13 protein-coding genes are annotated in these 13165 nt (G+C 63.2%); 9 read left to right on the top strand and 4 right to left on the bottom strand.

Annotated features, from left to right (window positions below; genetic code table 11):
- The first annotated feature begins 50 nt into the window (after positions 1 to 50).
- Both AB4Z15_RS03180 and AB4Z15_RS03175 read left to right on the top strand, forming a co-directional pair.
- Positions 51 to 617: a hypothetical protein gene (locus AB4Z15_RS03180; RefSeq protein WP_442016028.1), complete on the top strand. Its 567-nt coding sequence runs from the start codon at positions 51 to 53 to the stop codon at positions 615 to 617.
- Between the two features lie 199 nt (positions 618 to 816).
- Positions 817 to 2115, top strand: a complete 1299-nt coding sequence (locus AB4Z15_RS03175) for a LuxR C-terminal-related transcriptional regulator (protein ID WP_442016027.1) — start codon at positions 817 to 819, stop codon at positions 2113 to 2115.
- A gap of 58 nt (positions 2116 to 2173) precedes the next feature.
- On the opposite strand, the gene AB4Z15_RS03170 is transcribed toward AB4Z15_RS03175, so the two are convergent.
- From AB4Z15_RS03170 to AB4Z15_RS03160, 3 genes are read right to left on the bottom strand one after another with little or no spacing between them, the layout of a single operon-like run.
- Positions 2174 to 3088 (bottom strand): DUF817 domain-containing protein, encoded by a 915-nt coding sequence (locus AB4Z15_RS03170; protein ID WP_442016026.1) that lies wholly within the window; start codon positions 3086 to 3088, stop codon positions 2174 to 2176.
- Positions 3081 to 3887 carry an oxygenase MpaB family protein gene (locus tag AB4Z15_RS03165; protein WP_442016025.1) on the bottom strand — a complete coding sequence of 269 codons (807 nt, stop codon included), beginning with the start codon at positions 3885 to 3887 and terminating at the stop codon, positions 3081 to 3083. The genes AB4Z15_RS03170 and AB4Z15_RS03165 overlap by 8 nt, the downstream gene beginning before the upstream one ends.
- A 41-nt stretch (positions 3888 to 3928) precedes the next feature.
- On the bottom strand, positions 3929 to 4669 hold the full coding sequence (locus AB4Z15_RS03160) for a TetR/AcrR family transcriptional regulator (protein ID WP_442016024.1): 741 nt from the start codon (positions 4667 to 4669) through the stop codon (positions 3929 to 3931).
- A gap of 143 nt (positions 4670 to 4812) precedes the next feature.
- Between AB4Z15_RS03160 and AB4Z15_RS03155 the strand changes: the two genes are divergently transcribed.
- Together AB4Z15_RS03155 and AB4Z15_RS03150 are read left to right on the top strand one after the other, a co-directional pair.
- Positions 4813 to 5745 (top strand): NAD-dependent epimerase/dehydratase family protein, encoded by a 933-nt coding sequence (locus AB4Z15_RS03155; RefSeq protein ID WP_442016023.1) that lies wholly within the window; start codon positions 4813 to 4815, stop codon positions 5743 to 5745.
- Positions 5746 to 5795: 50 nt separating this feature from the next.
- Positions 5796 to 6050, top strand: a complete 255-nt coding sequence (locus AB4Z15_RS03150; RefSeq protein ID WP_442016022.1) for a hypothetical protein — start codon at positions 5796 to 5798, stop codon at positions 6048 to 6050.
- 10 nt (positions 6051 to 6060) lie between these two features.
- On the opposite strand, the gene AB4Z15_RS03145 is transcribed toward AB4Z15_RS03150, so the two are convergent.
- The gene (locus AB4Z15_RS03145) at positions 6061 to 6897 is read right to left on the bottom strand and encodes an alpha/beta fold hydrolase (protein WP_442016021.1); all 837 of its coding nucleotides are present in this window, start codon (positions 6895 to 6897) and stop codon (positions 6061 to 6063) included.
- Between the two features lie 224 nt (positions 6898 to 7121).
- Here AB4Z15_RS03145 and AB4Z15_RS03140 point away from each other — a divergent pair, with 224 nt between their 5' ends.
- The 5 genes from AB4Z15_RS03140 (at position 7122) to AB4Z15_RS03120 (ending at position 13165) form a co-directional block, all read left to right on the top strand.
- Positions 7122 to 7763: a hypothetical protein gene (locus AB4Z15_RS03140; protein WP_442016020.1), complete on the top strand. Its 642-nt coding sequence runs from the start codon at positions 7122 to 7124 to the stop codon at positions 7761 to 7763.
- Between the two features lie 37 nt (positions 7764 to 7800).
- The gene (locus AB4Z15_RS03135; protein WP_442016019.1) at positions 7801 to 9252 is read left to right on the top strand and encodes a phage tail sheath family protein; all 1452 of its coding nucleotides are present in this window, start codon (positions 7801 to 7803) and stop codon (positions 9250 to 9252) included.
- Position 9253: 1 nt separating this feature from the next.
- Complete coding sequence (locus tag AB4Z15_RS03130; RefSeq protein WP_159708998.1) at positions 9254 to 9733, top strand: phage tail protein; 480 nt, start codon at positions 9254 to 9256, stop codon at positions 9731 to 9733.
- A 1139-nt stretch (positions 9734 to 10872) separates the two neighbouring features.
- Entirely contained in the window at positions 10873 to 11631 is a 759-nt protein-coding gene (locus tag AB4Z15_RS03125; protein WP_442016018.1) for a CIS tube protein, read from the top strand.
- A 13-nt stretch (positions 11632 to 11644) separates the two neighbouring features.
- Positions 11645 to 13165: a phage baseplate assembly protein V gene (locus tag AB4Z15_RS03120; RefSeq protein ID WP_442016017.1), complete on the top strand. Its 1521-nt coding sequence runs from the start codon at positions 11645 to 11647 to the stop codon at positions 13163 to 13165.

Below are 13165 nucleotides of genomic sequence, written 5' to 3'. Positions count from 1 at the left end.
CGCGGCTCCGAAGGCTGGTTTCGCCCTGCGTGAACTGGCAGACTTACGCGATGGAGTTCGCTGGATTCGTGCCGCCGGATGCGTTTTGGGCTATGAATGACGAGCTGGAGGAAAGGGTCCGGCAGGGAGCCGGGCGCCTCCCGTTGTTCCGGCTTGAGGATTGGGACGGACCCTTGATGCTGGGTTCGTGGCAGATGGACGCCAGCGAGGGTGGGGCGCTGCACGGCAACGCCTTTCCTCCGGATCCCACCGCTGACCCGCAAATGGAAGTGATCACAACAACGCGTGATCCCTTGGAAGTGGTGCGAAACCGCTGGCAGGCCATCGCCGGGCCGCCGAAGTCGCTGGAGGAGTTGCAGAGTCAGTCCGCGACGTTCGCCGCACACCCCACAGAGCACCTTGGTGCCACAGTGGACGGCATCCCTGCGGATTTCACCCTCTGGAACGGAACTGATTACTGGTTCGCGGCAGGAAGTGCTGGCAGCTACGGAATCGTCATCGACGCACGGGGCAGTCGTAGCGATACGCAAGCCATAGACCTCAGGCGGGTTCCCGACGTCGAGCCTTTGCTCCAGGCCAGGCGCGCGGCGCTCAAGGCCGCCCGCGGCGAAGCCTGACGACGCGCAAACGACACAGCGTCACTCCGGCGGGCTAGTGAGCCCACATCCACTAGTCACTGGCGAACCGTGGACAGCCTTTGGACCTGCCATGTCACGAATGACCGTCTGCCGACACATACATCATGAAGGGCATCTCGCGGCGCCGGAGAATGTTGCCGGGGAGGGGGGTGCCGAGTGACCATGAAAAGCGGAGCCAATGACAGGACCTCAGAAAGCTAACAGCCCACTAACAGACACTTTCGAGCACCCACCGGCGTCATCGAACGAGGCACTGGCCTCACCAATCGCAAGAGTTCTGGAGTTTGTTGAACGAGGAGTCAGCGTTCGAGTCGTGGGGCAGCCCGGAAGTGGGCGATCTACCGTGGCTCGGTATGTGGCGTCCTCATTGAAGAAGACCGGCGCGAGGGTCCACGTTATCGGCGGGATCCAATCGCTAGGATCTGTCCAGCTTTTTACCACAAGGCACCTCGGACTGGATCAGCAGAATGGCCGCTTCGACTGCGTACTTGAAAATGCGAAAGTGCTTTCAAATCGCTTGGGAACTTCACGAAATCAAGTCCTTGTCGTAGATGACATCAACCACCTCGACAGTCAGTCCTTGGCGGTCCTTCAAGCAGCTCGCCGAAGATACGGTTGGATTCTGATTGCTACAGCGCTGGAAACCGAGAGGGCCTCGAGGGATCTGTCGGCCGTCTTCGACGTCGGGCGCGAAGCGATCGTAGAGCTCGCGCCGCTTCACTTCGACCAAGTCCAAGTGCTCTTGGCAAACATGCTGGGTGCAGCGCCCCACGATGAGACGACAACCCGGATATTCGCCTTATCGGGGGGCAACCCAAAAATCGCAGTGCGCGTTGCGGACACCGGTTTGCTGAGCGGCCTTCTAGTGCTGAGACGCGGACAGTGGCATATGACGGGTGATTCCTTGTGGAATGAGCATCTGCGAGGCACCGTTGAAGGGCTGCTCAGCGATCTGGATCCGGAGGAGTTCAGGGCTTTACGCACGGTTGCGATGGTAGAAGACGCATCCGTCGAGGTGCTGGAGTCGCTCATTGACATCCATATTTTGGACAAGCTGGAACGCCGTGGTTTTCTCCGCATTGTGGCTGGTAACAGTGGTAGCCCGTTGGCTGCCATCAGCCCGCCAGTTATCACTGACTTCTTCCGAAGGCAGGCAACTGCCAGGGAAAGGCGTCTCTTTCATACGTCGAGGAGTAGCTCAACTGAATCTCAACAGCCTAGGAATTTACTACGGGATGGTTCCTCGCACACCGCGGAGCCGTCAGCAGGCCAGCACGCCAACCCGCGGTCATTCGGAACATTAACGGAACGCGAAACTTATATTGCTTCCATGGCGGGTCTTCGAACCAACAATGAAATTGCCGAACATTTGGGAATAAGCCCAAGGACAGTTCAAAATCATATTCATAACGCACTCCGGAAGACCGGCACGGAAACCAGAAAGTCCCTTTACGTCCTAGTAGTTAAGGATCGATAGGCGCGCGGCGCTCAAGGCCGCCCGCGGCGAAGCCTGACGACGCGCAAACGACACAGCGTCACTCGGGTGGCCGGGCGATATGGATATCCGGGTGTCCCTGCCGAATTTGGGTGGCGCCAGTGGGGCTTGGCGGCGGCTCAGGTTTATACACCCACGCCACCAGCACCACGGAAATGATCATCAGCAGGAACCAGGCGAGGAGCTTATCGATCGAGACCGCCTGCCAGCCATTTACCTGGTTGGGGTAGAGCCACGCATGGGACCACGTGCCGATGTTCTCGGCGAACCAAATGAACAGCGCCACCAAGAGGAAAGACACCAGGATGGGCATCCGGAAGCGCTTACGGAACACCCGGAAGTGCATCATGCACCGCCCGTAGACAAGCACGACGGCGGCAAGCAGCACCCAGCGCGCGTCCAAGATGTAGTGGTGCGAGAAGAAATTGATGTAGATCCCGGCAGCCACAAGGGCCGTGATCCACCGCCAGGGGTAGTGGTCGAAGTGGAGGTCAAAAAGCCGGAACACACGAACCATATAAGAGCCCACGGCCGCATACATGAAGCCACTGAACAGTGGAACAGCACCGATCCGAAGGAAACCCTCGGCCTCGTAAGACCACGAGCCCACGTCCGTCTTGAACAGCTCCATCACTGTTCCAACGGCGTGGAACAGCAGGATCACCCGCAACTCGCGCAGTGTCTCCAACTTGAAGCTGATCATCAGGATCTGAATGGCGACTGCGGCGATGGTCAGGAAGTCATTCCGCGCCAGGCCGGCGTCGTCCGGGTACCAGAGGCGGGCTGCAATGATCACTGCGAGCAGCGCTGCACCGAAGACGCAGGCCCAGGCCTGCTTCAGCCCGAACACTACGAACTCGGTCAGGCGCATGCGGAGCCTGCCGCCCTGAGCGTGCTGCAGATAACGGTGCGCGAGGTCATCGATGGCTTGTTCCACCGAGGTCGAATTACGCATTCCTTGACCTGCCCCTCGTCCTGGAAGGGGTGGTTTCCAGCCGGCCCAGGTAGTAATCCCTGGGCCAGTGCCGTATCCGCTGCGGAAGCCGGGGATAGACGCGTCCAAGCCAACGCATCGTCCGCTCGAAACGGCGGTCATCACGGGGAGTCCACTGCAAGCCGAAGCCTTCGCGCAAGTGGTCCGGAAGCAGGCCGGCGGTCAGGAAGCGGGCAAGCGGCATGGCCAGGCGCATGAGTGCCGGCCCACCTGCCGGATAGAGCAGGTCCTTGGCGATGTTGCGGGCTTTTTCATCAGGTCGAAGCCGGCCCACGTGCGCGGACCAATATTCGGCGAAGGCCCCACGATCGGGCGGCCACATGTTCACCGGAAGCTGCAGCGCCGTCCCAATGCGCGCATAGTCGCGGTACATGCGGTCGGCGGTCTCGTCGTCGAGCGGTCCATGCACTTGCTCGTAAACGGTGACGGCGGTGTCGTACAGAGTGGCGACAACCCAAAGCTGGGACTCGGGGTCGAAAGCGTTGTAGCCCTTTGTTGCATCATCAGGGTTCCGCCGCACCGGAGCATGGGCGCGGTTGACGGCGCGGCGAACCGCAGCAACTTGCTCGTCCGTGCCGTAAACAATCGCATAAACGTAAGTCAGCGTAGACCGCAGCCGGTCCTGCGGCCTATGGACAAAGTCGCTGTGATCGGCGACGCCGTGCCCCACCCGTGGATCAGCAATCTGAAGGAGGATGGCGCGCCCGGCACCGGCGAGCAGTATGCCCTCCGCGCCTATATCAGCAAGCCCTCGAACCATCTTGATACTTTACCGTCTGCTGCTGAACGTTCAGCCGGTGGTCACAGCCCCGCCATGCCCTGGAGGACGAGCAGTTGGTGCTCGAACAATTCGTCGCGCGCGGAGAACGTGTCGCGCCCGTACTGGCCGAACACTTCGAAGCTCACAGCCCCGAAGACGGACGTCCACGCCAGCACGCCCCGCGCGAGCGCGGACTCGGGCACCGTGATTCCAAGTTCAGTCCGGATGTTCCGCATGTCTGCCGCCAAGGCCGGTGTGATGACGACGGCGGGACTCACCTCCGTCTCCAGGGCGCCCGCGCGATGGGCTGCGTCAAAGATGCTTACGAGGCGATAGATGACACGTGTTCCGGGAACCGTGGTTCGCTCACCTGGTGCCTGATAGCCGGGAACGGGGCTGCCGAAAAGCAGGGCGTAGCTGGCTGGTTCCCTGAGCGCCCAAGCACGAATCGCCTTACCCAGGGCATGAAACTGACCTGCGAAATCATTCTCAGGAAGCGCTTCTACGGCCGCATCCACTTCGTCTCCGAGCTCGTTGTAGCCGTCGATCAGCAGGAGTGTGAGGAGCTCGTCCCGACTTTCAACATAGCGATAAACGGCCGAAGAAACGACGCCAAGATCGCGGGCAACAGCCCGCAGGGAGAGAGCCGCCGCGCCATGGACGGCCAAGTGCTCCCGGCCGAGTCGCACTATGTCGGCGATGGTCTGTGCCCGCGCACGCTCACGGGGAGTTGGCGGCTTGGCTTTTGGCGCAGCTTCGACGCCTCGCGCAGTGGAAGACATGACACCACCTTGCCACAACACAGAGAGCACCATCAACAAAGGAGAGCAGTGCTCTTGACTTTGGCGTTGATGAGGGACATTCTGAATTCAGAGAGCACTGCTCTCTCTTCAAATTCAATTGGACTTCGAGGAAAGAGATCAGCATGTACGTCGTCACCGGAGCAGGACCCGTTGGTTGGACCGTCGCCGAACACCTCGCTGAGCAGGGGGAAGACGTTCGGATTCTGACTCGTTCCGGCAGCGGCCCGGACCATCCCCGCATTGAACGAATGCGCGTGGACGCCTCTGATCCCAGGCAATTGGGCGAGGCGCTCAACGGCGCCGCCGCGGTATTCCACTGCATTCACGGATCCGCTTACCGTGCGGCGGCATGGGCGGCCGAACTCCCGCAAGCCGAACAAGTGGTGATGGATGCAGCGGCAGCCGCGGGCGCCGTCGTCGTATTTCCAGAGAGCCTCTACGCCTACAGCGAGCCGGAGAACGTGATGACTGAGGCGGGTCCACGGGCGGCGTCGGGCGGCAAACGAGGCATCAGGACCCAGCTCCTGAACGCGCGGCAGATGCATGCTGCAAATACTGTGAGCGTGGTGGCCGGCGACTTCTTCGGCCCGCTGGTGCGTACGGCGCATGCAGGCGAACGAATGGTTCCACTGGTTGTGGAGGGAAAGTCGGTCCAGGTGATCGGCAGCGCTCGGCAACCGCACTCGTTCACGTTTGTCCCTGATCTGGCGGCGGCAATGACCATGGCGGCCCGGAATCCTAAGCTCTGGAACAGCGTGCTCCACGCGCCGACCGGTCCTGCGCTGACCCAACGCGAACTTGCCGCGGCGTTCGCTGACGCTGCCGGCGTTTCTGTTCCGAAGGTGAGTGCTGTGCCCGGGTGGGTGCTGAGGACGGCTGGCCTGTTTTCGACCGACATGCGCGAGCTTGCCGAGATGCTCTACCAGTTCGAGCGGCCGTTCGTGATGGATTCCTCGCAAAGCCAGCGGCTCCTGGGCCTGGAACCGACGCCCCTCCCGGAAGCTGCCGCAGCGACGGTGGCGTGGTGGCGGGACGCTGTCCGGCAGGTGAAGTAGGCGGCAGGGGTGACACAATGGTTTGAGAAATCATCCGCAAGGAGCCACTCATGAAAAAGGTCAGTTACTCACCCGCACTTACCGCGGCCATGGCGAAGAAGCGAACAGCCATCCGCGTTCCTGCCGACGTTCTCGTTGAACAGGTGAGTGCTTCCATGGCCATTGAGGGACGGACGCTTACCGCTAAGCCGACAGTAAAGCACACCCGGGCATCTGCCGAAGCAGTTGCAACCATTGCCGCTAGATCGTCCGAGCGCAGGGAACGTTCTGTTCGGAGCAGGCCACTCGGAGCAACCAGCGAGTAACTCCGACCAATCACTGGTCCTTCCACGCGCCCGGCGGTGGAGCGTCCAGGAAGGTTGTGACGACGTCCTGCACCAGCGCGGTCCGCGCCAACCCGAAGAAATGCGTGGTGCCTGGAAACACTGCCAGTTGCGACGCGGGCACGCCCTCGAAGTCGCCATTCACGTCTCCTCCCCTCAGTTGGAGGAACCGCACCGCGTGCTCGAGCTTGACCATGTCGCAATCTCCCACTGTGATGAGCGTTGGGGCAGCGATTCCGCGGACTTCGTCATCACTCCATCCGCTGGAGCCAGCGTCATAGCCGCCGAGTTTGTCCAACAGTCCTTGCAGGTGCTCGCGGTCCGGATGCGGTGAAACAGCCAGATAGCGCTCCTCCATCGGGGTGCCGGCGATCATGTCCACCGTCATAGAGGCCACGGCTTCGGCGTTTCCTCCGCGATCGCCGTCGGGCCGGAAAGACACCGAAGACACGATGAGTTTGCGGACAAGGTCCGGGCGTTTGATCGCCAAGTGCAGGGCCACGGCACCGCCAACGCTGAAGCCGAATACATCGGCCTCGCGGACGCCCAGATGTTCAAGGAGGCCAATGACGTCGGAAGCCAGGTCCGCAGTGCTCAGCGGACGGTCGATGTCATTGGTTCTTCCATGGCCTTGGAAATCTGTGGCGATTACCCTACGGCCTTCGGACAGGCCCGGGATCAAAGCGCCAAATTGCTGCTGAATGTCGAACAGCCCGCCGTGCAGGAGCAGGAGGGGAGTTCCGCCGTCGCCATACAACTCGTAGTACATCTGTAGTCCGTTGACCGGGGCAAAGCCGGTCTCCAGGGCCGCCGTCGCTTGCTCATGCATCTTCAGGACCTCCGCTTCGTTTCGGGAAATCCTAGTCCGGCTGTACCTTTCGCGGAAGCAGACTGAATCGTTGGACGACGGCCGCCCACCTGCAGATTCAATCGAATGGAGTTACTCCTGATTCCCCAGTGACTACACGCAACAGCGGGAGTAACCTAGTCCCAGTTGCAATTCTGGTCACCTTTCGAGTTCTGGGTTCTGCCGTGGGCTATGTGCGTTCGTCGTTGACCGACCTACTGGGGGTACTTTCCGACGCCGTCACTCCCCAGCGCGTAAGGTTCGACGACGGTTCCCCAGACGCCGTCGTTCCCACCCCTGATGCTCCGGTCACCGTCCATGCCGTCACGCTCAACCGCGTGGGAAGGTCGCGTCGCGATGGCCCGGTCCTGGACCTCGAACTGCGGGTGGCAGTGGAATGCCATGGCCCCGAACAACTGGACAACATGGAGCAACTGCTCTTGGCCGTGGAACGCCACAGCCAATACTCGGTAGTTTCCACGGGCGAATTCCGTCCCGAGGAATACTCCGGAGCCATCCGGCAGGGACTTGGATTCCTGGTCCGGATCCCCGTGGCCCTTCGCTTCGAAGAGCCATCCGGACCGCCAGTCCTTGAGCCGCTCATTGCCAAGACCGGTGTTGCCCGCCGGATCCACGGACGGCTCGTGGACGTCCACAACAAAGGCATCCCCGACGCTTACATCCATGCCCATTCTTCCGCCACGGCAGTCGTCAGCGATGCGACCGGCCACTTCGAGGTCCTGGCCTCGGCGGATGAACTCCAGCACTTTGCCGTAGCAGTACGCGGCACCGAAAGGGAAGTCTCGGCCAGCACCAGCAGCCTGCCGGTCATCATCCGGTGGGTGTGAATCCGCGGACAACCGCGGGCAGGAAAGGGAGCGCACCATGGCGAACTATCAGGCGCCAGGCGTCTATGTTCAGGAAGTGCCCAGCGGCGCGCGAGCCATCGGGCAGGTCAACACCAGCATCGCGGCGTTCGTAGGCGTGGCTCCAGACCAGGACGCGTTGGTGGATGAGCTCCGTGTGCTGGACAACTGGACGCAGTTCGTGGACCAATATGTCGGCAACGCGACAGCGGGCACACCGCTCTCCAACGCTGTTTACGGCTTCTTCTCAAACGGAGGGAGCCGTTGTTATGTGGTGAACATTGGGGCCGACGGCAGCCTCACGGGCACGGCCACCAAGCCCACAGGCCTCACGCTTTTCGAGGCCGTGGACGACATCTCCATGGTGGCAGCGCCGGGCTTCGCGGACGCTGAATCCTATGCGGCACTAGCGGCGCATGTGGAGCACCCGCTCCGCCAGGACCGCATGGCCATCCTGGATACGGTGGAAAAAGTCGACGACGTCGGGGCACTCACCAGGGCTGCGACGTCAGGCGTTCCGATGGGTGCGCGGGATGTGGGCCAAGAAGACGAGCGGACGACGGCGGATGGGGGCCCCGGTGGCGACGCTGGCCCGGATGATGGCAGCTCGGGTGGCGGCTCAGGTGACGATGCCGGCTCGGGCGACGCCGGGGAGGAAGCGGACGCTGGCGACAGCCCGCCGTCGTCGGCTTCCTCTGCATCATCGGTCTCCTCCGACGCCCCCGACTGGCCCGACTCAACCCGTCCCCCGGCGAGCCGCTCCGCTGATCCGGATACGGAAGCCAGCGAGCAGCAGGACCTCGGCGCCCCGCAGTCCCCCGGCGGTTACACAGCACTGTATTTCCCGTGGATCGTGATGATCGATCCCGTGTCCGGGAAAAAGGTGACGCAGCCGCCGTCGGGCCATATTGCAGGCGTGTGGGCACGAGTTGACGCGACACGCGGCGTCCATAAGGCGCCAGCCAACGAGCCCATCCAGGGCGCGATCGATCTTGTCCGGCGCGTGAGCCGCGGTGAGCAGGAGGTCCTGAACCCGGCTGGCGTGAACTGCATCCGGTACTTCCCGGGCGAGGGCATCCGGATTTGGGGCGCCCGGACCAAGGCTCCCGAGGCGAGCGAATACCGGTACGTGAATGTGCGGCGGCTGACCAACATGATTAAGGAGTCGGTGGCGGACGGGACGCGTTGGGTGGTGTTTGAGCCCAACGATCACACGCTGTGGAAGTCGATCCGGCGCGACATCGGGGCGTTCCTGACCAACGTGTGGCGGGACGGCGCCCTGCTCGGGACTACTCCTCAACAAGCATTTTTCGTGAAGTGCGACGAAGAAACCAACCCTCCAGAGGTCCGCGACGCCGGGCAAGTAGTCACGTTGATCGGGATCGCGCCCGTGAAACCGGCCGAGTTTGTGATCTTCAAGCTCATGCAGTCGGCGGACAACACCAGCGAGACAGAGAGCGCAGGAGCCTGACATGACAACCCCAACACCTGCCGCCCAACCGGGCAACGTGGTGGACCCATACCGGGCCTACAACTTCAAGCTCGTGATCCAAGGTGTGGTTCAGGGCCACTTCACCAAAGTGGAGGGCCTCGGCCTGAAAATCGACCGCATCCTCTATCGCTCCGGCGGCGAAAACAGCACAGTGCGCGTCATCCCCGGGCAAGTGGAGTACACCCCAGTGACCTTGAAGTATGGGCTCACCGACTCCACAGAAATGCTGCAGTGGCTCTTCAAAGCCGTGGACGGAAAAGTGGAACGCCGGAACGTCTCAATCGCGATGCTCAACGATGCCGGCTCCGTGGAAGTCCGCCGCTGGAACCTCCTGGGGGCCTGGCCGTGCGACTGGTTCGGCGCACCCCTTGACGCCTTGGGCAAGGATCTCGCCATCGAATCCCTTAGCATCGCATACGACCGCCTGGAGCTCGACGATGCCCGCGCTCCCGTCGCCTGAGCCTGGGTTTTCGTGGCGGCGGGCGGCTGCGCACCGGTTGCGAGGTGTGGCTGCGTGGCTGGATCGCGGGTCGGGCTCTCCGGGCGCGGGCGCGTCGGTGCCTTCGGTTTCGGAACCTGATTCGTCGGAAAGCTCGATGACGGTGCGAGGCCTGAAGGTGGAAGGCGCACCCGAGCACTGGGTTCAGTTACTGCGCGACGCCGGGTTGGTTCCTCCAGCCGCTCCCACCAACACCCCGCCCGTTGTGAGGCCCACTCTGCGTGCCTGGGGACTCTCTCGGCGCGCAAAGCAGGCCCCACAACGCGTGCCCGGCACGACATCTCACGTTGCGGGACCCGATATGCCTGCTTCCGGGCCAAAACGGGGCGAAGAGCAGGCCCCACAACATACCCCCGTGCTGCGCCTTCGCCCTGATCGCTCAGCCACACCTCCCGTTGCGGGGCCGGATGTGCGTGCTTCCAGGCCAACAACGGATGCAGAGCAGGCCCCACAACGCACGCCCACTCGTATGGCGGGACCCGATATGCGCGCTTCCGGGCCAACATGGGACGCAGGACGGGTCCAACAACATACGCCTAGGCTGCGTCTTCGCACGGATCGATCTGAATCGTCCCTCGTTGGGAGGCCTGATCTGAGTGCTTCGGAGCCAACATGGGGCGTAGACCAGGCCCCACAACACACCCCCAACACGACACCCCACATTGTGGGGCCCGATGTGCGTGCCAAAACCCAAGATTCGGGCGCAAAGCAGGCCCCACAACACATACCCATGCTCCCCCTTCGCATCGATCGGCCCGAAACACCCCACGTTGCGGGGCCCGGTGTGCATGCCAAAACCCAAGATTCGGGCGCAGAGCGCGCCCCACAACACACCCCCAACACAACGCCTCCCATTGCGGGACCTACTCTGCTTGCTAAACCCCAAAATCGGGACGCAAAGCAGGGCCCACAACGCACACAACCCCAGGGCCACCCCAGCGCGAGCACAACCCATATCCCGGCGCCAGCGCTCAAGGGAGATTGGCCGGAGCTCGCCCCGCGGCCCACACCCGCACCCCCGGCAAACCCGGCAACCACCCCGCTAACCGAAGCAATCGCCCGCCAAGCCCGCCTCACTGACGAACACTTGGCGGTCTGACATGGAACGTGTCGCCTTCCTGATTGAGGACACCGGGGAACACCTGGGCTGCCTGCTCAACCCGGAAACGGTCGTGATGCAGCGCTCCGCCGGTGTGGAGCCCCGGAGAAGTGCCGGCGGCAAACTCAGCGGCAGCGGCCTGGCGGACGACCCCCTGCTCTTCACGGGAGGCGGCCACACCGAGCTGAGGCTGGACCTGCTCTTCGACGTCGACCTCGCGCCGGCGTCGCTCCATGTGCAGGACGTTCGGCAAATGACCCGGCCCATCTGGGCGCTCGCCGAGAACAGCGCGGAGGTGGAGCGCCAGCGGAGGCCGCCGTCGGTCCGGTTTGTGTGGGGGCGCGCGTGGAATGTGCCGGGCATCGTGACCGAGGTGGCGGAACGCTTTGACCGCTTCGCCGCGGACGGTTCACCGCTCAGGTCATGGATGCGGATGGTCTTTGTTCGCGTCGGGCAGTCCGCAGACGAGGAAGGGGGCGAGAATTACGAGCTCGCCCAGCGCCTCCCTGCCGTGGATCTGACGGCCCCACCCGTGGACACGCTGGCGGTCACGGGCGACGGGAGCACGGACAGGGACGCAGCAGTGCCCGACGGCGGCGAGCTTCTTCCCGAGGTGCCACCGGCTGAGTTGGGGCGACTTTCCGTGGAAGCCTTCGGGACACCCCTGCTGTGGAAGCTTCTCTTGGAATACAACAACATCGACGACCCGGCGCACTTCAGCGGCCCGCTCGCCGTCCCACCGGTTGGTGAAGCGCCATGAATCGTGAAACACCATGAGGCAAGTCCAGGGCCTCCCCGAACTCATCGTCACCCTGGGCCGGCGCAGACTAAGCACGGCCGAAACGGCGGCGATAGTGTCCGTCCAGGTGCTCACTTCGCTCGCGAGGCCAGCCCAGTGCCTCATCAGCTGGCGACCCGGTCCGGGCAGGACAGCAGCGGCGAGGGGTGGCGTGGATCCGGCGCCCGGTGATGCCCTGAGGGTGGAGCTCGGCGGGCACCGGACCGCGCTCTTCGTGGGTGAGGTGACCGTAGTGGAGTACAGCTACGGAGCCAACCTTGGTCAAGAGATCCGCATCAGGGCCTACGATGCCCTGCACCGCCTGAGGAAGCGCCAGTTCACCAGGCTGCACGAGGACGTCGATCTCGCAGCATTGGCAAGAAAACTCTGCGAGGGCACCGGACTGGATGTCGTGGGCGGCGGGGAGAAACTCGGGCTGGTGTACCAGTGCGCCCGAACGGACCTTAGCCTCCTGGTGGAACAGAGTGCCCGGGTGGGCGCCTACCCCGTGGTCCATGATGGAGCCCTCAGGCTCACAGGACTCGAGGGCGAAGGCGAACCCCTGGAGCTCAGCCTCGGGGCATCCCTTCATTCGGCGGAGATCGAGGTCAGCCAGGAACCGGCGTACGCGTCCGCTGCAATCAACGGCTGGCGCGCCGAGGACGCCTCAGTCCACCAGGCTGAAACGAGCAGCAGCGACGCGAAGGCCCACGTCACAGCCGACCCAACATTGGCCAGCGTGGGTGCAGGCGGGACCCTCCGAAGGGACAACGAAGCGCTCGAGTCCACCCAGGAGGCGAATGGATTGGCACAGTCCGAGCTGGACGTCCGGATGGCCGGGCAGGTCACGGCGGTGTTCGTGGCTGAGGGCGATCCTCAGCTCAGGGCAGGTGGGCGAGTCAGGATCAAGGGGGTAGCGCCGTCCATCGAGGGAACCTACCTGATCGCGAGCGCCTCACACCGTTTGGACGGCACGGGCTACGAAACCACGCTTACCACCCGTCCACCGAGCCCTGTCCCCGAACGACGCCCGGACGTCTTCACGCTCGGGATCATCACTGATGTGGACGATCCCGAGGCGAGGGGGCGTGCCCGTGTGCAACTACCGGCTTACCCGAACCTCCAGACAGCGTGGGCTCCCGTGCTTACTGCGGCCGCCGGTCCCGGCAAGGGGATGATCACCCCGCCGGCTCCCGGCGACAATGTCCTGGTGCTTCTTCCCGCCACGGATCCGGCCCAGGCCATCATCCTCGGAGGCCTGTACGGCAGTGAACAGACGCCCGACAACCACGTCAACACACCCCGGGAGAGCCGTTACACGTTCCGCAGTGCGGACGGCCAACAAATAATGCTCGACGGCGGTGCCCGCACCGTGAGCTTCACGGATGGCCACGGCTCGTCGGTGGAGCTGGGGCCGGACAAGCTCCGCATCACCGCTGCCACGGACCTGGTGCTGGAAGCCCCGGGCAAAGCCATGAGAATCCGTGCGAAATCAGTCGACTTCGAGGAGGCCTAA

This window comes from Paenarthrobacter sp. 2TAF44 (assembly GCF_052114885.1).
In the GTDB taxonomy this organism is placed as follows: domain Bacteria; phylum Actinomycetota; class Actinomycetes; order Actinomycetales; family Micrococcaceae; genus Arthrobacter.
The sequence above is the reverse complement of the archived record's forward strand: the minus strand, read 5'-3'. Positions and strand labels throughout refer to the sequence as shown.